Origin of the sequence: Pseudomonas azerbaijanorientalis (assembly GCF_019139795.1) — a bacterium.
Classification (GTDB): Bacteria; Pseudomonadota; Gammaproteobacteria; order Pseudomonadales; family Pseudomonadaceae; genus Aquipseudomonas; species Aquipseudomonas laurylsulfatiphila.
In genome coordinates this window covers 3,995,488-4,014,551 of sequence record NZ_CP077078.1, presented here as the reverse complement: position 1 = coordinate 4,014,551, position 19,064 = coordinate 3,995,488, and the positions used below count along the sequence as shown (strand labels likewise).

The 19,064-nt window shown below is 62.7% G+C and carries 15 protein-coding genes; all 15 read right to left on the bottom strand.

The features are described 5' to 3' along the window. Nucleotide 1: 1 nt before the first annotated feature. Entirely contained in the window at nucleotides 2–691 is a 690-nt protein-coding gene (locus tag KSS91_RS17765) for a GNAT family N-acetyltransferase (RefSeq protein WP_217835605.1), read from the bottom strand. 85 nt (nucleotides 692–776) lie between these two features. Then, a complete protein-coding gene (locus tag KSS91_RS17760) occupies nucleotides 777–2,696 on the bottom strand; it encodes a hypothetical protein (protein WP_217835604.1) in 1,920 nt (639 codons plus the stop codon). Next, the gene (locus KSS91_RS17755; RefSeq protein WP_217835603.1) at nucleotides 2,693–3,997 is read right to left on the bottom strand and encodes a lipopolysaccharide biosynthesis protein; all 1,305 of its coding nucleotides are present in this window, start codon (nucleotides 3,995–3,997) and stop codon (nucleotides 2,693–2,695) included. Before KSS91_RS17755 ends, KSS91_RS17760 begins: the two co-directional genes overlap by 4 nt. Continuing rightward, entirely contained in the window at nucleotides 3,994–4,995 is a 1,002-nt protein-coding gene (locus KSS91_RS17750; RefSeq protein WP_217835602.1) for a polysaccharide deacetylase family protein, read from the bottom strand. Before KSS91_RS17750 ends, KSS91_RS17755 begins: the two co-directional genes overlap by 4 nt. Before the next feature lie 12 nt (nucleotides 4,996–5,007). Then, nucleotides 5,008–6,144: a glycosyltransferase gene (locus tag KSS91_RS17745; protein ID WP_217835601.1), complete on the bottom strand. Its 1,137-nt coding sequence runs from the start codon at nucleotides 6,142–6,144 to the stop codon at nucleotides 5,008–5,010. Next, the gene (locus KSS91_RS17740; protein ID WP_217835600.1) at nucleotides 6,137–7,105 is read right to left on the bottom strand and encodes a glycosyltransferase family 2 protein; all 969 of its coding nucleotides are present in this window, start codon (nucleotides 7,103–7,105) and stop codon (nucleotides 6,137–6,139) included. Before KSS91_RS17740 ends, KSS91_RS17745 begins: the two co-directional genes overlap by 8 nt. Continuing rightward, nucleotides 7,102–8,469 carry an O-antigen ligase family protein gene (locus tag KSS91_RS17735; protein ID WP_217835599.1) on the bottom strand — a complete coding sequence of 456 codons (1,368 nt, stop codon included), beginning with the start codon at nucleotides 8,467–8,469 and terminating at the stop codon, nucleotides 7,102–7,104. The genes KSS91_RS17740 and KSS91_RS17735 overlap by 4 nt, the downstream gene beginning before the upstream one ends. Further along, nucleotides 8,466–9,560 (bottom strand): glycosyltransferase family 4 protein, encoded by a 1,095-nt coding sequence (locus KSS91_RS17730; RefSeq protein ID WP_217835598.1) that lies wholly within the window; start codon nucleotides 9,558–9,560, stop codon nucleotides 8,466–8,468. Before KSS91_RS17730 ends, KSS91_RS17735 begins: the two co-directional genes overlap by 4 nt. Then, on the bottom strand, nucleotides 9,557–11,149 hold the full coding sequence (locus KSS91_RS17725; RefSeq protein WP_217835597.1) for a GumC family protein: 1,593 nt from the start codon (nucleotides 11,147–11,149) through the stop codon (nucleotides 9,557–9,559). Before KSS91_RS17725 ends, KSS91_RS17730 begins: the two co-directional genes overlap by 4 nt. 16 nt (nucleotides 11,150–11,165) lie before the next feature. Then, nucleotides 11,166–12,194, bottom strand: coding sequence for a polysaccharide biosynthesis/export family protein (locus KSS91_RS17720; protein ID WP_217835596.1), 1,029 nt, complete (start codon nucleotides 12,192–12,194; stop codon nucleotides 11,166–11,168). Nucleotides 12,195–12,216: 22 nt separating this feature from the next. After that, nucleotides 12,217–12,864: a CpsD/CapB family tyrosine-protein kinase gene (locus KSS91_RS17715; RefSeq protein WP_217835595.1), complete on the bottom strand. Its 648-nt coding sequence runs from the start codon at nucleotides 12,862–12,864 to the stop codon at nucleotides 12,217–12,219. Beyond that, the gene (locus KSS91_RS17710; RefSeq protein ID WP_126046249.1) at nucleotides 12,865–13,611 is read right to left on the bottom strand and encodes a sugar transferase; all 747 of its coding nucleotides are present in this window, start codon (nucleotides 13,609–13,611) and stop codon (nucleotides 12,865–12,867) included. It abuts the gene before it with no gap. A 166-nt stretch (nucleotides 13,612–13,777) separates the two neighbouring features. Further along, nucleotides 13,778–14,782 (bottom strand): NAD-dependent epimerase, encoded by a 1,005-nt coding sequence (locus KSS91_RS17705; protein WP_217835594.1) that lies wholly within the window; start codon nucleotides 14,780–14,782, stop codon nucleotides 13,778–13,780. Further along, nucleotides 14,779–16,131 (bottom strand): UDP-glucose dehydrogenase family protein, encoded by a 1,353-nt coding sequence (locus tag KSS91_RS17700; RefSeq protein WP_217835593.1) that lies wholly within the window; start codon nucleotides 16,129–16,131, stop codon nucleotides 14,779–14,781. The genes KSS91_RS17705 and KSS91_RS17700 overlap by 4 nt, the downstream gene beginning before the upstream one ends. Before the next feature lie 483 nt (nucleotides 16,132–16,614). Next, complete coding sequence (locus KSS91_RS17695) at nucleotides 16,615–18,555, bottom strand: acyltransferase family protein (RefSeq protein WP_217835592.1); 1,941 nt, start codon at nucleotides 18,553–18,555, stop codon at nucleotides 16,615–16,617. Nucleotides 18,556–19,064: the final 509 nt, after the last annotated feature.

The following is a 19,064-nucleotide window of genomic DNA, read 5'->3' as shown; positions in this document are numbered from 1 at the left end:
ATCACGTCGCCTCGGCAGTGGCAGGTTCACTCGCCGGTTTGCGCAAGGATTCCAGGCGCGAGCCGGTGTAGCGTGTTTCGCGGAAGAAGCGCCAGCGGCCAAACAGTTTGTAGATGTTCATGATCCGTCCCTGTTCGCTGTAGCCGGTGCGTATATGCAGCTTGAGTGCCGGGGTGTTGTGCCACTCGCACACGTCCACCACCTTGCTGCAGCCCTGGGCGTGCATGGCTTTCCACAACTCGGTCTGCAGGTCCATCGACAGCCGGGTACCCCAGTAAGCCCTGGTCAGTTCACCACCGAACTCGAAGAATTCCCCTGGCTTGACCGGGAACCAGCAACCGTAATAGTGCTTGTCGTGATAGTCGCGGGCGGCGCCCCAGATGAAGGCCACCGCGTCACCCTTGTCGTCCAGGTGCATTTGCCCGGTGTAACCCTCGCGGGCCAGTTCGGCCATGGTCTCTACCCGGTCGCCAAAGTGACGGGTGAAGGCCTCGGCGTTCTGCGGGGTGATGTTGACGACCCGCAGTGGCGGGTAGGCCTTGAGTTTGTGCGGTGGCACGGGGCTCACCAGGTCACGTTCCATCCACAGCAGTTCCTGGTGGGAAAACACGAAGTGCTTCCAGATTTTTTTCAGGGTGGCGCTCAGGCCTCTTTGCTTTATGTGTTCGCTGAGTTTGTGTATTGCACTCATGTTGTTGGCTCCTGACGGGATTACCCGTGAGTGGAGTGATTCCTGCGCGCGACGAAATGCCGACACGGCCAAGCACAAGGGGCGGTCATGAGGCGATCCAGCTGAGGGCGAACAGGGTTTGCCCGGGCAGTTCGAAGCTCACGCGACCGTCCCGGCAGTTGAAGGGCGCGTCGCGGCTGCGATTGTCAGCACCGAAGTAACGCAGGGCGCCCTTGCCCAGCGGGCAGGCCACACCGTTGAGGTCGACACGCTGCAAACGCGTGCCCTTGTTCACCCCCAGCAGCGTGCGCTTGAGGTCGTCGGCCATGGCCAGCACATCGACTTCGAAGGCATCGTTGTCCAGGCGCACCACCTGGTGCAGCCAGTGTTGCCGGATGAACTGCTGGGCCAGGCCGACGGGTTTGAGCTCGAAATGTTCATCGCCGAGCACCCGCAGCATGCCCTTGGGGTACTCGGGCTCGTCCGCGGCCTGGAACCAGCCGAGCATGTCGAGCAGACCGTCCTGGGACGCGTTGATCACCACCGAGGCCCACCACAGCGAGGCGTAGTGGGTTTCCTGATCGTAAGGGCTGAGGCTGGCACCGCTGGACATGTTGGTCTGGTCGAGCAACAAGGCCTTGCGCGGCCGACCCTGGGCGTCGAGTCCCACCAGTTCGGCGGCACGGCGCACGCTGTCACGATAGACACGGGTCGCGAGCAGGTCGCGGATCATCCATTCGTGCCAGGCCAGGGCGTCAATCTGCTCGCCGTTGTCTTTGAGCAAGCGCCGGGCCCAATCGATGCCGCGCCGCTCGCTGGCGTGGTCAGACAACGGGCCGTTGATAAAGCGCGAGCTGGCCGGGATGGCGATGCGCACACCGGCCCTGGCGTTGTCGGGGTTGCCGCGTACCTGCCGGGCCATGCTGTTGAACAGGGCCTGGAAACTGGCGTAGTCCGGGTAATTGAGGTTCGGCTCATCGGCAAAACCGATGTAATGCGTGCCCTTGCCGCCCAGGGCGCGGGTCGCGGCCAGCCAGGCCTCGAGGCCGCCATGGCTGGTGCTGTCGAGGTGCAGTTCGGCCTGGCGCTGGCTGCCGGCCAACAGGGTGATGTCCTGGGTGATGCCGAACCGGTCCTGGTACAGGCGACGGAACGCGTCTTCGTAGTGCGGCCGCGTGGCCATGATGTCGACGAGGCTGTAGTAAGTCGCCGCCTGCGGTTTGAGCGCATCGAGCACGGCAAAGCTGGCGGGCGGCGGCATCACGTAGGGCAGGGCGATGCCCAGGTTCGGCGTGTTGCCGAGCAGCTCCTTGTGCAGGGTCAACCGGGTCCGGCCATCGTCCTCGCGCAGCGGCTTGAGCTGTTGCGGATTCTGCGCGAACAGATTGGCCGTGCCATCGAGCCAGAACGCCGCCTTGCCGCTGCCTTGCAGGCGCAGGCGCCAGACCTGGTCGCTGTCGGCGACCGGCAGCTGGGCCTTGTCGAATTGCCAATAGGCGCGGTAGGGCTTGAGGGGCAACGTCAGTTGCTTGCCGTCGCCCACGCGCTGGGCTTGCAGGGCTTCGACGCCATCGTGGAACTTGCCGGCGAGGACGGCGTGTTCCCCGGCCGCGACCTTGAAATACAGCTCGTCGCCGTCACGGGTTTCCGCGCTGAAATGCACTTTGGCCGGTGCGAACAGCGCCACCGTGTGCTCATCGTGCTCCACGCGGTAGCGGCGGAAGCTGTAGCCCGGTATCTCCAGGCGATAACTGCTGGCACCCGGTGCCAGTGGCCAGCGCTGGCTGCCCTGGGTCTCGGCGGCGGCAATCGCCCGTTCGCCCGCAAGCCGGCCCTGGCCATCGAGCAGATACAGATGTTCTTCGTTGGCCCCGGCCTGCCACGCCGGCACCCATTGCACCTTCAGGGTGTCGGGGCGATCCGTTTGCAGGTACAGGCTGCCGTCGCGAATATCGGCCCAGCGCATCGGCCCGGCGTAGGCGTCGACGCTCAGGCCAAGGCTCACCAGCAGCGCGAAATACTTCATGCCGACTTCCGTTGCAGTACCAGCAGCATCGGCGCGATATCGCTGGGCAGGATGATCAGGGTTTGCCAGAGCGGCACCTGGCTCAGGCGGCAATACATCACCAGCAGGGCGACCGTCACCGCCAGGTAGGCAATGGACGAGGCCGCCGCCGCGCCGACGATGCCGTAGGCCGGGATCAGCACCAGGTTCAGCGCCAGGTTGAGCAAGGCACCGAGGCCCATCAGCAACGAAATCGAACCGGGACGATTCTTGCCCAGCAAGTCCAGGCGCAGGATGCTCGCGTAGCACAGCCCGAGCAGGCCTGGCAGCAGGGCGAGCAACGCCGGATAGGCCGGTTGGTAGGCCACGCCGAACAGCGTGACGATCAGCCATTCACCGATCAGCGCCATGCTCAGGCAGGCGCCGAGCATCACCGTGGCCGTCAGGCGCAAGGCCAGCGGCGTGACTTTGTCGATGCCTTCTTCCTGTTGCAGCAGGCGTTTCATCAACGGCGTGGTCACCGCTTCCGGGACGATCAGCAGCAACTCGGCGGCGGCGCTGGCCATGGCGTAGTGACCCAACGCGGCGCTGCCGAGCAGGGCGCCGATGAACAGGTAGTCCGAGCGCAGGATCACTTGCTGGAACAGCAGGTCCGGATGGCTGCGGGCGCTGTAGCGCAGCAGTTCGTTCTGGCTGGCGCGATCCCATTGCAGGGTCAGTGGCTGGTTGCGCTTGAGCCACACCCAACCGACCAGCACCACCAGGCTGATGCCCGCCAGCCAGCTGATCAATGCCGCTTCCAGCGCCGCGCTTTGCCACATCCAGAACAAGGCGAGAAACAGCAACAACGGTACCAGCGATTCGATCAGGCGCAAGACATTGAAGGCGACCACGCCGCCCGAGGCGTTGTGCAAGGTCAGCAAACCGCTTTTGAGCACCGTCAGCGGCACCGCCAGCAGCAACAGCCAGGCGAGCAGGCCCAATTGCGTGGTGATGTCCAGTTCACTGCCGAACTCGCGGGTCAGCGCCACCACCAGCAGGGTCAGCAACGCCGCCAGCAGGCAACCGAACACCAGCACCTGGCTGAGCAGCAATCCCATCGGTCGTTGCTTGGCCGCCTGATAACCCACCGCGGAGTTCAAGCCGCCGCTGGTGGCCGCGCTGATCAGGTCGGGCAGGGTGCTGAGCAAGGCAAACAGGCCGCGCTCGCTGGGGCCGAGAATCCGCGCCAGCAGCACGTTGCGCAGCAAGCGCAAGGCGATCATCGCCAGTTTAGTGCCCATGCTCAGGGCCAGATGCTTGAGGTAGTGGCTGCGGCTCATGGACGTGCCCCACGGTAGATGCGCCAGGACAGCAACTCGGGATTGCGTGCGGTACGCTGGCTGACGCCGAAGCGCGGCAGGGCCAGCGGATCTTCGGTCCCTCGATAAATGCCGGTGCCGGTGCCCAGGGCAAACGGGAAGTCATGCCTGGCCACCTGTTGGCGCACCCGCGCATCGTTGTCGCCATTGGGGTAGCAGTAAACCGGCAACGGCTGGTGGCAGCCGTGGCGCAGCGCGTCGCGACTGCGGCGCAGTTCTTCGTCCAGGCGTTGATCGTCGAGACCGGTGAGGATCGCGTGGCTGGCACCGTGGGGACCGAAGCGCACCAGGCCGGACGCTTCGAGCGTACGCACCTGCTGCCAGTCCAGCGCCTGGGGCAACGACTCCTGCGGGCAGTCGTCGGTTAGGCGATTGAGGTCCGGCGGCGACAGGGTCTTGAGGCTCTGCAGGAAATTCAGCAACGCCAGGCTGCGGCGCTGCTCGTCCGGGTCATCGCACAGTGTCGGCAGCGCACGCCCCGCGAGCTGCAAGCGTTCGATCAGGTGCCGGCGTGCCTGTTCGCCATGGCTGTTCCACAGGGTTTCGCCGATGCTTTCCCACCAGAACCGCTGGCGGCTGCCGATGAAATCGGTGGACAGGAAAATGCTCGCCGGCACCTGGTATTCCTGCAGCAACGGGAAGGCATTCACCGCGTTGTCGCGCCAGCCGTCATCGAAGGTCAGCGCCACTTTCGGACGGTCCGAGCGCGGCGTGCCGGATTGCAGAATGTCCATCAGCGGCACGCAGTCGAAGTGTTTTTTCAACCACGCCAGCAGGTGTTCAAACGCCTTTGGCCCGACGCACAGTTCATTGCGATGGGGCAGTGCGGCGGCCCGGTCGCTGGCCAGCACCCGGTGCAACATCAGGATCACCCCGGCGCCGTGCAGTTGATTGCGCCCGACCGGGGAATTGAGGTACAGCCAGCCACTGGTGCGTTTTAACAATTGCTTGATCGCCATGGCGTGCGCCTCTCATCGATTTTGCTCGGGGTTCCATTGGGCGTAACGCTGACCGCGCAGGAACTGCCACAGGCCGATGCTCATCCCGGCAAGGGTCACCAGAAGGAACGCGGCGAGGCGAAAGGGTTTGGGCAAGCGGTGTTGCGAATCCAGCAGGCCGGCAATGGCAACCGTGTAGCCGAGCAGTTGCGCGATCAGGCTCAGGCGATAGAAGCCGTGGTCTTCCCACAACCAGAAATTGCTCAGCAGCAACGGCAGCAACAGGATCGGCGCCATTCGCCGGATCAGCTTGTGGCTGATCAGGGCAATCGCATACAGGCCGTGGGTCAGCGGATTGAGCAACTCGCGGCGCTGGGCCAGGCTTTGCAGGCCACCGACCGTGACCCGCTGACGGCGGCGGAACTGCTTGTCGGCTTCATCCACGCCCTGGTCGATGACCCGGGCCTGGGGCACGTAGACAATCTTTTTGAACGCCGCCGGCGCGCAGGTGCTGATAAAGAAGTCGTCGTTGACCTCCGCCGGCACCTTCTGGAACAACTCGCGGCGCAGGGCGAGCAATGCGCCGTCGGCGGAAACCATGCAGCCGGTGCGATTTTCCACGTAGCGCAGCCAGCCTTCGTAATGCCGATACAGGCTGTCGCCAATGCTCAGGCCCTTGCCGGTCACCGGGATCACCATGTGCCCGGCGCAGCCACCGACCTGCGGGTCGTTGAGCGGTGCAAGCAGATGGCCGAGGGTGTCGCCGGACCATTGGTTGTCGGCGTCGGTGAACACCAGGATCTCACCGCTGCTTATCGCGACCCCGGCATTGAGCGTCGCCGCCTTGCCCTGGCGGGGCAGGTCGAGCACGCTGATGCGCGGGTCATCGACCCTGCGTGCGCAGGCCACGGTGTCGTCGGTCGAACCGTCACTGGCGAGGATGATGTGCAGCGAGCGGGCCTGGTAGTCCTGGGCCAGCACGGTGCGCAGTTTTGCTTCGATATGCCGCGCCTCGTTGTGTGCGGCAATCACGATGCTCACGTCCATCGGTTGAGCCGGTCCATGACGCGGTGCCCGATAAAGGGGTGCCAGCAACGTCAGTAACAGGGGATAGCCGAGGTAGGCGTAGACCGGTAGCAACAGGCACAACCAGAAAATGAATTCAGCCACGGGCGGGCCTCCTGGCATTCCAATGACAAAGGCTGAGGACCAATCCGGCACCCGCCAGGTGCAGGCGCACCCAGTGCAGGCCCCAGAGTTGCAGGGTCAGACGCATGTCGTGGTGTTTGGCACTCTGGCGCAGGCTCAAGCCCAGGGCGGGCAGGACGGTCAGCATCAGCATCAGCACCCCATGGTGGGGGAAGCCGTCGAGCAGGGCGGAAATGGCCAGGAAGTCGATCCCCCAGGCGGCCATCGACAGCAGCGGAAAACGCAGCAGGCGCATGCTCGGGCCATGGGTGTGCAGCAGTTGCAGATGACTGCCCTGGCGCCACAGTTCCTTGCCCATCCATTCGCGCCAACTGCCTTCGTAGCCCCAGTGCAGCGCCACGCTCTGGTTGACCGAGCACAGCCTGGCGCCGGCGTCGGCCAGGCGCATGGTCAGCTCCTTGTCCTCGCCGGTGCGCAGTTGTTCATTGAAACCGCCGACCTTGTCGAACCAGCGACGGCGCATCAGCAGGTTGGAACTGGGCAGCCATTGCACGACTTGCAACGGCTGCGTATCGGGGCGCAAGGTGCGGCGCTGCCAGGCATCGGCGTACCACGGCGCTTCGGCCGGGGTGTGCAGGTCAAGCCCCATGACATCGGCCTGGCCGGCGGATTCGAGGTCGAACAGCAGCTTGAACCAGTTCTCCGGCATCTCGACGTCGGCATCGATAAAGGCCAGCCATTCACCACGGGCGATCGCCGCTCCGCGATTGCGCAATGCGCCGATGAGCAGGCCGGGCAGGACCAGCACCTGGGCGCCGAACTGCCTGGCGATGTGCGGGCCCTGGTCGTCGGAGCCGTTGTCGACCACGATCAACTCGCATTCCACCCTGGCCGCATCGGCGGCATGTTGTGCCGCGAACAGGGTCCTGGCGATGTGCCGGGCTTCGTTGTACATCGGGATGACGATACTGATGCGGTTCATGCCCTGGCCTCCGTCAACGGGGCTTCTTCGGCCTTGGTGCGCAGTACGCTGGTCAACGCGAGCATGATCCACAGGTACTTGTGGTTCGGTGCGCTGAGGAACATCAGGAACAAGGTCAACGACAGAAAACTCATGCTCAGGTGCGTCATCACATCGGCCTGCGCTGCGTTCCCTCGCAACAGCCAGACCCGGCGGGCGCGAAGCAGGTTGTACAACCCCAGGGCCAGCATGCCGACAAACATCAGGCCGGCGGGAATTCCCAGTTCACTGACGATCTCCAGGTAGGTGTTATGGGCACGCCGGTACAGGTCTTGCGTCTCGCCTTTGATGGAAAAGGCCTTGGCGTAACCGGTGGTGGCGTAGTGCAGAGGGAACGTGCCGGGGCCGGTGCCGAGCAAGGGGTTCTCGGCGATCATCGCGCCGCCGACCACAATGTAGGAGGCGCGACGGCCCAGGGACGGGTCCTGGCTCTTGGCCCCGGAACCGAGGATGCTCAGCGACTGGATACGCTCCACGTAACCGGCCGGCATCGCATAGAACCCCAGCGGAATCACAATCGCCAGGCCGAGCATGGCAAAGCCCAGGTGACGCGGGCGAATGCGTGGCAACTGCGCACGGTAATGCCACGCACCGATCAACAGGCTGAGGAACAACACCACCAGCCCCGAACGGGAATCGGTCTTGGTCATGCCGCCCAGCAACAGGAGGGTGCAGCCCCCCCAGAACAACCGGTGCAACAGGTTCGGGCTACGCACCACCAGCAACAACGCCATGGGCACGGCGAAGGCGATCAGCAGGGCAAAGTTGTTCGGGTCCTTGAGCAGCCCGGAGGCGCGGCCCGCGTCCTGGTATTTGGTGGAGAACATGGCCATGGCGCAGGTCACCGCGACACTGATGGCGACCAGCCGGGCGAACATGTCGAGGTTCAACTCACGCGCCACCAGCAGGGTGATGACAAACAGGATCAGGCCGACGCTCAATTCGCGCAGGTGGCCCAGGGAGATGCCCATGTCGTCGGTGTTCAACAGGCTCAGCAGGTACAGCAACATGAACCCGACCAGCAAACGCCAGATATTGCTGCGCAGGCGATCGGCCGGTATCTGATGAATCGCCAGTTGCAGCATCAGGATCAGCGCCAGCGAGGCCCCGAGGAACTTGGTGCCCGACAGCGAGTTGGCCTTGAACAGCCCCTCGAACGGCAGAATGGCGACAATACCCAGAAGGCCCCAGGCAGGCTTGCGGTACAGCACCGCGACACCCACCAGGCCCAGCACCGCTCCCGGCGCCAGGTACGGATAGGGACTGGCCAGCAAACCGAGGCAGACCAGACCGAGCAAACTGACGATCGAGAGTGGAAAGATCACGCGCGTGCCTCCCGTGCAGTGCGGATGTAAAGCTGCGACCAGCGTTCGGCCAGGGCCTTGAGGTCGTAGCGATCCCGTTGCGTACGTTTTGCGTTGTCGATCAACTCGCCGGCCAGTGCCGGGTCACGCACCAGCGTGCCGATCTGGCGGGCGAGGGCGGCGCTGTCGGCGGGCGCGGCGAGCAGGCCGTTGTGGCGGTCCTGCACGACATCGGGAATCCCGCCAACGCCAAAGGCCACCACCGGCACCCCGGCCTGCATCGCTTCGAGCAGAATCATCGGCGTGCCTTCGGTGCGCGAGCTGATCACCAGCGCATCGAGTTGCCGCCACCAGGCGCGCATGTCGGTCTGGTAGCCCGGCAGGGTGATACGCGCCTGCAATCCTGCTTCGTCGATGCGCGCCTGCAGGCTTTCGCGCTCCGGCCCGTCGCCGAGCATCACCGCATCCAGTTGCGGATACTGCTGACACAACGGGATCAGCGCATCGAGAAACAGGTCAGGGCCTTTTTCACTGCTCAGGCGCCCGACGTAACCGGCCAGCCAGCGCTGATGTGCGCCGCTGTGCGGCAGCAGGTCGTTGGCCGCCGGCAGGCCGTTGGGGATCACCTGCAACTTGTCCGTGCGCACGTTGGCCTGGCGATGCAGCGCCGCAATGCTTTCGGCGACACACACCACCCGGTCCACCGAAGCCGTGCGGCACAGTTGCAGGCTCAGCCAGGTGTAGAACTTCTGCTTGCGGCTGCGCGGGGTGAAGCCGTGCTGGGTGATTACCAGGGGCAGGCGCAACAGCGTGGCGCCGACCCAGCCGAACAGCAGGCCCTTGAAGTTGTGCGTATTGATCAGTGGCCGACGGTCCCGACGCTGGCGCAAATGCCCCAGCAACGCGCCCAGGCCCGCGCAGCCCAGGCAATCGACACCGGCCTGGCGAAAACGCGCGATCAGCTCTGGCGGCGCATCGAGAAACAGCACCTGGTGCTGCCCCGGCGTCGCCAGGCAATGGTCCAGCAGCATGCGCTCGGCCCCATAGAAGCCGCCGCTGCTGAGCAAATGAATGATCGGCAGATCGCGGGTGGTGCCGAGCGCCGCGTTCAATTGCGCACCCAATGCACGAGGGCCGGAACGCTCCAGTTCTTGTGCGGATTGTTTGGCAGGGTGTTTTGATCGTTGAGCACCAGCAGCACCGGCAAGCCCAGTTCATGGGTGATTTGCGCAGGGTGCTTGAAGCGGTGGTCGAAGAACTCACGCACGTAGACCAGGGCAATCGCCAGCAGCAGACCGGTGAACAGCCCGAACGGAATGATCAGCAGCGGTTTGGGGAACGCAGCTTCAGTCGGTTCGAACGGCGGGCTGAGCACCCGGGCGTTGGACAGGTCGTTGTCCAGCGCGCGCGCGGTGCTGCTTTCGGCGAAGCGCTGGGCATAGGTGGAGAACGCCGCATGCAGCGCATTGATCTCGGTGTCCATTTGCCGCAGCTTGCTCTGGGTTTCCTGCAACTGGTGGATGCGGTTCTTGAACTCGGCAATGCGCGCGGTTTTCTGGTTGATGATCGAGCTGACCGTCGCCAGGTCGCTGGTGCGCTCCTGGATCCGGTTGCTGACAATCTTCAGGAACTGCCCACGGGTGCGGGTGATTTGCTCTCGTGCCAGCAGCATCGGCTCACTGCTGGGCTGAAAGATCGCCAGGTCGCTCATGTAGCGGCTGACCAGGGTCGTCAGTTGCTCACCCAGTTGCTTGATCTCGCGGTCTTCGAAAGCGACGTTGTCGACCGTGGTGGTAAAGGTGTAGGGGAAGGTGTAGTCGTTGAACCTGGCGTTGTTGGCGGTGGCCAGGTTGGTTTTCAGGTATTCGAGCCAGCGCTGGCTTTGCAGCAACCGGTCCTGATACAGGTTGAGCGCTTGCTCCTCGGTGTTGATCGCGTTGAGGCGGAATGTGATTTCTTCCTTGGGATCGGACGAGCCGACGTTTTCGAGCAAGGCCAGGCGGTTGGCTTCCAGGCCATCGAGTCGCACCTGGTACTGCAACTTCTTGGTTTCGTAGAAGCTCTGCGGCAGGTCGATCGATTGCATTTCCTGGCGGTTGACCAGGTAGTTCTGCAGCAGGGCGGCGACGAACCGGGTGCCCTGGGCCGGGTCAGGGAAGCTGTAGACGATCGAGATCACGTTGGAGCCCGGCAAGGTTTCAACCTTGAGGTCGTCGGACGCTTCCTGCGTGAGCACATCGAGCTCGGTGTCGCGTACCGGATCGGTCTGCAGCCCCAGCATGTTGCGAAGCGGGTTGATCACCTGCTCGCGCACGGGATTGCTGACATACCGTTTGAACGGCTGCACCAGCAGTTTGTTGAAGACGCTCACGGGCGGTGTGTACTCCCCCTTTTCGCGCAACTGGCCGATGGTCTGGCGGATCAAGGCCGGCGAACGCAGGATATTGCTCTCGGTCTCCATGTCCGCCAGCGAAGGCGGAATGAAGGAAGCGTTCTCCTGGTTGAGGGTGCTGGTGGCATCCCCCTGGGAGAGTTTCTTGGACTGCACGATCACCTGGGCGGTGATATCGAAGCTCTGCTTGAGCATCAGCGGCAAGACCACGGCGATCACTGCAAAGACCAGGAATACTCGTTTCACCAATTGCTTGTTGGCGAAGAAGATCCTGAAGAACTCATGCAGGTAGTTTTCCTTTGGATTCATGGCGGTCACCTGTGAGTTAGTCGTTGCTGTCTTTGTTGTCGACGCGATAGCTGAAGCTCATGCCCACGCCCTGGAACAACACCACGTCCGCCAGTTGCCGGGCGAGTTCGCCGGCGCTGGCCAGTTTGGTCTTGGGCACGTACAGCATGTCGTCGGCCTGCAGGTAGGCGATTTGCGAGGCATCGCCGGACAAGGCTTTCTCCACGTCATAACGATGTGCGACCACCTGGTTGCCGTTGCGCCGCATGATCATCACCGAGTCCAGGCGCGCCTTGACGTTGGAGCCGCGTGCCATGGTCAGGGCTTCAAGCACCGACACCGGGCGGCGGATCGGGTAGGAGCCCGGCTGGCCGACTTCACCCAGCACAAAGATCTCGTTGCCGGCGGTGGACTTGAGCAGCACGTCCACGGTCATGCGGCCCGGCAAGGTGGCGTAGCGTTTGTTGAGGTAGGCCTCCAGTTGGTTGACGGTCATGCCTTGCAGCGGCACGGAGCCGATTTCCGGGAAGCTGGCGTAGCCGTCGGTGCCCACGGTGATTTCCCGGCTCATGCCGGTGCCGGGGTGGCTGAGCGTGGACCTGAGGTTCTGTTCATTGGTCAGCGGGCTCACCAGGTTCACCGACAGCTGATTGCGGTTGGGCTGGAACAGCTGTTTGCGATCGTAGGCGCGCTGAATCGCATCACGTGCCTGATCGCGGGTCAGCCCCTCGATTTTCACCGAGGTGTTGGCTCCGGGCAGTTCGATGGTGCCATCGGGCAGCACCAATTGGTTGCCGTTGAGCTGGCTGGCGGCGGTGAAGTTCAGCGAGATCATGTCCCCGGACTGCACGCGATAGGCGTCCGAACCACTGGTGCTGATGTGGAAAATCACGTCCAGTACATCTTGTGGCCGCAGGGTCTGCTCGACCTTGGGCACGTCGGTGGCCTGGGCGTTGGCCGGTGGAGCCGTGAGGATCTGCACCGGCATGCTTTGGGATTGGTCGGAGGAAGTGCTGGAGCAACCTGCAAGCGGCAGCAACAGCAGGACAAGCATCTTGGCGTTCATGGCGTCATCCTTATCTGATTGCTCACAGGTTTTTGTACAGCCACTTGGGCATGTAGTACTTGCGTCGGTTGAACACGCTGCCGACCAGTTTCGCGCCGGCCTGGCTCAGGCGTTGGGCTGCGGCCTGGGCCACTTCCCAGCGAGTGTCTTCAGAGCGCACGACCATGATCACGCCGTCCGCCTGGGTGCTGATGGCCAGGGTGTCGGCATCCGAATACACGGCATCGCCGTCGATCACCACGAACCGGTATTGACTGCCGAGTTGATCGAGCAGCGGGCTCAGGCGTTCGGGTGTCAGGTGTTCGTTGCCCCGGGAGTGGCGGCCGAACGGCAGGACGTGGAACGGCAGGCTGGACACGTCCACCACACAGTCCTGCAACAAGGGCGGGTTCTGGGTGTTGAACAGCAGGTCGTGAAACCCCCGTTCCCTGGTCAGCCCCAACTGTTGCGTGAGGTTGGTCGCCGACTGGCTGGCGTCCACCAGCAGCACCAGGCCACTGCTCATCTGCGCCAGTTGGCTGGCCAGCGTCAGGGCGCTGGTGGTGGTGCCCGCGCCGGGGTTGGCGGCGGTCAGGAACAGGATCCGCAGGTCCTGGTCCAGCACGGTCGATGTCAGGTTGGACTCGCTCGGGCTGGCAATGCTGAGGCTTTTAGCAGTTGAACCGTCCATTTAACTCGCTCCGTGGCCGCTGAATACTTTGAAAGGGGTTTTCAACAGAATCTTCAAATCAAGCAGCAGGCTCTGTTGGGCGATGTAACGCATATCCAGCTCAACGCGCTGGTCGAAATCGATATTGCTGCGCCCGGAGATCTGCCACAGGCCGGTCATGCCGGGGTAGATGCTCAGGCGAACCAGGTGATTGTCCTTGTAGCGGTAGGCGTTGAACGAAGTGGGCCTGGGGCCGACAAGGCGCATGTCGCCGGTCACGACGTTGAACAGGTTTGGCAGCTCGTCGAGACTGGTGCGCCGCAGAAAGCCGCCGATACCGGTGATGCGCGGGTCCTGGTCGATCTTGAAATCGATGGCGTCGGCGCCGTGCTTGTTCAGGTGCCGCAGGGACTCCTTGAGCTCCTCGGCGTTGCTGACCATGGTGCGGAACTTGTACATGCCGAACAGGCGGCCGCGGTAACCGGTGCGCTTCTGCACGAACATCACCGGCCCCGGGCTGGTGCATTTGATGGCCAGCGCCAGACCCAGCAGCACCGGCGCAATCAGCACCAGGATCAGCAGCGCACCGCAACTGGCCAGCACGCGGTTGGTGCGTGACAGGGTCCAGGGTCGGCCACCGTCGCGACCGGTAATCCAGCCACGTCCCTGCCTGTGGATGGCGGCGTCCATGCGCATGCGGTGCTCGGGGTCCATGCGCTTGTCCCTGCGCATTGTGTCCAGGGACAGACTTTTCTCATGACCAGTCATAAATCCTCCGCAAAGTTCAGCCGCGTGCGGCGTGGGCGATAGGCAGTCAGTTAGTGTTAAACAAAGTATTGCTTGGTTAATTATTTTTGATCGCTTTGTTGCTTAGTTAATTGGTATTAATCAGTTAATTATTTGTTTAATTAGTGTTGATTGTTTAATTACTTAGTTAGTAGTAAGCACGGAACCAGGCAACGAAGCGCCCAAGTCCTTCATCCAGCTCGATGCGCGGCTGGAAATCGGTCGCGCGAGCCAGGTCGCTGGCATCGGCGCAGGTGTTGAGGACATCGCCGGGCTGCAGCGGCAGTAGCTCGACCCGGGCTTTGTGCCCCATGTGTTTTTCCAGCAGCGCCAGATAATCCTTGAGCGCTACCGGGTGCTGGCCGCCGATGTTGAAAATCCGCCAGGGCGCCATGCTCGTGGCCGGGTCCGGGTGTTCGCGGTCCCATTGGTCATTGGCTTGCGGTGGGCACTCGATCAGGCGCGTGATGCTCTCGATGATGTCGTCGATGTAAGTGAAGTCGCGCTGATGCTCGCCGTAGTTGAACAGTTTCAGTGGCCGCTCTTCGGCGATGGCCCGGGCGAACTGGATCGGCGACATGTCGGGCCGTCCCCAGGGGCCGTATACCGTGAAGAAGCGCAGCCCGGTGCAGGGAATGCCGAACAGGTGGCTGTAGCTGTGGGCCATCAACTCGTTGGACTTCTTGGTCGCGGCATACAGCGAGAGCGGATGATCGACACCATCGCGCACCGAGTACGGTGTGTGCTGGTTGGCGCCATACACCGAGCTGGACGAGGCGTAGATCAAGTGTTTGACCGGGTGGTTGCGGCAGCACTCGAGGATGTTCAGGAAACCGCTCAAGTTGCTGTCCAGGTACGCCCGGGGATTTTCCAGGGAGTAGCGCACCCCGGCCTGGGCCGCGAGGTGGATCACCACTTCGGGTTGTTCCTCGGCAAACAGCGTCTCGATGGCCGTGGCATCGGCCAGGTCAATCGTTGAGAGCGGGAAAGGGCGTGCCTGCTCCTGCACCCAGCGCACGCGATCACGCTTGAGTTGCGGGTCGTAGTAGCTGTTGAAGTTGTCCAGGCCGAACACCTGGTGGCCGTCGTGCAGCAGTCGCAGCACGCAATGGGCACCAATGAAGCCGGCCGCTCCGGTGACGAGAATCTTCATGGGCGTACGGCCTCCGGCACGATGTGGCGCAAGCCGATGCCGCTGTAGTGCAGGCCGGCAGCCGCCACCTGTTCCGGGTTGTAGAGGTTGCGCCCGTCGACGATTACCCGGCAGCGCAGTTTGCTCGCCAGCAGGTCGAAGTCGACCACGCGGAAGTTCTTCCACTCGGTGCAGATCACCAGGGCATCGGCGTCTTCGAGGGTGTCATCGCGGGTGGCGCACAGATGCAGGTCGTTACGGTAGCCGTAGAGGCGTCGGCATTCGGACATGGCTTCCGGGTCGTAGGCCTGCACGCTCGCGCCTTCGGCCCAGAGTGCCTCCATGAGATAACGGCTGGGGGCTTCGCGCATGTCATCGGTGTTGGGTTTGAACGCCAGGCCCCACAGGGCGATGGATTTTCCGGCCAGCCCGCCGGGAAATTGCGCCTTGAGTTTACTGAACAGGATATGGCGCTGGTGCTCGTTGACTTCGGTCACGCTGCGCAGCAGACGCAAAGGCATGCCGCAGTGCTCGGCGGTGTGCAGGAGGGCGCGCAGGTCCTTGGGGAAGCAGGAACCGCCGAAGCCGCAACCGGGGTAGATGAAGTGGTAACCGATGCGCGGGTCCGAACCGATGCCTTTGCGCACCGCTTCGATGTCGGCGCCCAGCAACTCGGTGAGGTTGGCCAGTTCGTTCATGAAGCTGATGCGCGTGGCCAGCATCGCGTTCGCCGCGTACTTGGTCAGCTCGGCACTGCGATTGTCCATGAACATCAGTTTTTCGCGGTTGCGGCAGAACGGTGCGTAGAGCTCGTTCATCTGGCTGCGGGCTTCATCGTCGGCGGTACCGACGATGATCCGGTCCGGGCGCATGCAATCGGCCAGGGCACTGCCTTCCTTGAGAAACTCCGGGTTGGACACCACCCGAACCTTCAACGAACCTTTGCCGCGGCGCTGCAGCTCTTCGACAGCGGTGGCACTGACCTGATCCGCCGTGCCGACCGGCACCGTGGACTTGATGATCAGGGTGCGGTCGGCCTCCATGAAACTGGCAATCTGCCGGGCCACGTTCAGCACATGGCTGAGGTCGGCGGAACCGTCTTCGTCGGCGGGCGTACCGACGGCGATGAAGATCAGATCGGCATGCTCGACTGCATCGCTGGCCTGGGTGGTGAAGAGCAGGCGACCGGCCTTGATGTTTTCTTCAAGGGTGGCGCTAAGCCCTGGCTCACTGATCGGTGGCACGGCCTGTTGCAGTTGCCGGATCTTGTTCGGGTCGATGTCGACACACAGGACACGATGCCCGACATCGGCCAGTGCCGCTGCTTGTATCAGGCCAACATAGCCCGTACCAAATACGCTCACGTCCATATTGGCGTGCCTCGTAAGACGGTGGAGAGTCGAGAAGTGAAACTGTAAAAATGGGTATAGACCAGCCTCGGCAAACCGCGTCAACCGTCCGGCATGTTAAATGGGCAAGACACCCCAAATTCGGGGGGGCCAATTGCTATCAAACTCGCACCACTGTTGGGTTTGCCCCCGATTTTGAGCGATTGGCGAGAGGCAAAGGAAAGCGATAAACGGTCGTAAGCCGCGAAATACAAGGGCTGTAACAGCTTGAGCGTGTCAGAATTGAGTCACCGGTTTATTGACGCTTTTCCCCAGACTCCGACAACTCTTACGCAAATGTGGCGATATGCCAGCGTCAAGAATCGACCGACAATCTATTGACACGGGTGTCTTTGCGGTCATTGCAAAATTCGATGATCTGACAGGTTCACGGGGGCTGGCCATGGGCATTTTTACGAGTCGGGCGCGCCGATTGCCGGGCGCCCGTGAGCGGGGGAGGTGGTGTCAATTGACCACGCGGGCACCCAACCTGGCGTCGGCGGTTTGCGGTTTGGCCTTGGGGTCGTGCAGCAGGGAGAAGCCACGATCGAGCAAGGTCTGGCCGATAAACCGCGAGCCCACTTCGTTCAAGTGTGAGTCGTCCAGGTACAGCAACTGACCCTCGATGATCGGACTGCACACGCCGCCCGGGCATATCACCTGATTGGGGTCGATGAAGCGTATCTGCGGGAACCTGGCGCGCACGTCCGCCCAATAGGGCGCCAGAGCGCTCTGGGCGACCGAGCAGTTGCGCCCGGTGCCGAACATCAGCCGGCGAATCGGGCAACTCGCGGCCTTTTCGATGTGCTGGTTGCTCAGGATGACGATCACCTGGCCGCTGTTCTCCACCACCCGCCGCAGGCTCGCTTCGACCAGATCCCTGGCCCGGACATCCTTGGGCCAGATCGCCGCCAGTACCACGTAGCGATACTTGTTCTGCTCGATCAGGCTGAACACCCGTTCGTTGCGTTTCGCACAATGGGCCGCATACACCGGAGGCATTTCGGCGGTGTAGCCGAGGATCGGCGGGCAGGAGTCCATGGTGTAGTCCATGAGCATGATGTTGTTGGGCCTGGCCAGAATGTCGACCATGCCGGTGAAGTGATTGGCAAACGAGTCGCCGATCATGATGCCGTCCAGTGCCTCCTTGGTTGCGCCCAACCGGCAGCGCTCATTGGGTTCGGTCTGGTACAGCGCATTGGGCACATGGCAGCCGCTGCGGACCTCGGCAGGCTTGTTCAGGGTCATCGCTTCAAGCGCTGAAACGCCGGCGTTGAAGCGTTGTGGAAATCCGTTGAACTGCAGGCTCAGCCCCGCCAGCACGGCCAGCCCCAACGCCGGAAGGGCAAACCGGCGGGTGAACACCCGGGCAAAGTGCAGGCTGGCCCCGGTACGGCGAAACGGCACTTCGACGTACCGCCAGGACAGCCACGAAAGCAGGATAGAGGCGGCAATCAGCAGCGCGCCCACGGGCAGGTCGATGGGGATTTCCACGTAGTTCAGGAAGGCGATCAGCGGCCAGTGCCACAAATACAGCGAGTAGGAGATCAGGCCGATAAACACCATGGGCCGGCTGGTGAGCAGGCGTGAATGGCGTTCACCGCTGCCGGCCAGGATCAGCAAGGCGGCGCCCAGGCAGGGAATCAGGGCGTTGATCCCGGGAAAAGTGGAGTTGGGGTTCAAGGCAAACAGCGAGAAACCGATCAGCAGGTAGCCCGCCAATGCATAGCCATGGGCCGTCCGTTTGCCGATCATGCGCGGTGAATGGAGGTAGATCGCCAGCAGCCCGCCCAGCATCAGTTCGAAAAAACGCGTGGGCAGCAGGTAGTACGCGGCCGTGGCGAACACCCCCGTTGCGTACTCGGAAACCCCCACCGCCAGCACCACGCCGATGGCCAGCACGGGCAACACGTAACGCGGCGCCAGGCGATACAGCAACACGATGAACAGCGGCCAGATGACGTAGAACTGCTCTTCGATACCCAGCGACCAGGTGTGCAGCAAAGGCGCTTCGCTGGCATCGGCGGCGAAGTAGTTACCGTACTTGACCCAGATGTAGATATTCGAGACGCCCAGCAGCGAGAACAGGGCGCTGACGTTGAGCCGGACCAGGTCGACCGGTGACAGGATGAAGGCGCCGGCGATCACGGTCGCCAGCAGCACCGTCGCCAGCGCCGGCACGATGCGGTTGATGCGCCGCTGATAAAAGCTCTTGAGCGAGAACGCATTGCGCTTGACCTCGGAAAACACCTGGGACGTGATCAGGAATCCCGAGATGACGAAAAAGATGTCGACGCCCACGTAGCCGCCGGGCAACAGGCCGGCCTTGAGGTGATGCAGCAGCACTGCAATCACCGCGACAGCGCGCAGCCCATCTATGTCGGAGCGATACTTGCCTTGAGCCATGCGCCTGACCATCCGTAAAACCGCAGCCATCCATCGACGTCCGAGCCGTGACAGTTGCTGTCAGGATTGCGGACACTCAACCCACCCTTCATTTGTAGCTGGAAACCGGGGGGACGCAAAAAACCAATGGCGTCCGTGGCGCACGGGCGTGATTTTTTTTTTGTGGCTTTCACCGTGCGGGCACGGTCCCTTGTGGGAGCTGGCCCGCCAGCGATGGTCGTTAACGATGACGCGTATGAACCGGATGAACGTGGGTCCCCTGTAGGCGCTGGCTTGCCAGCGATGGTCGTCAACGATAACGCGGGTGAGCTGGATGAACGCGGCGCATTGGAGTCCATCGCCAGCAAGCTGGCTCCTATGTATGGACTCGCCCCCACTTTCAACCTGCTTCTAAACACTGCTGCCCGGTTGCATCTATGTATCAGGCCTGTTTGAGGAAGCCTTGAACGGCTTCTGGCCAACATTGGATAAGCGCGCGGTATGCCGATTACAGTGAGGCCTCAAGGGCC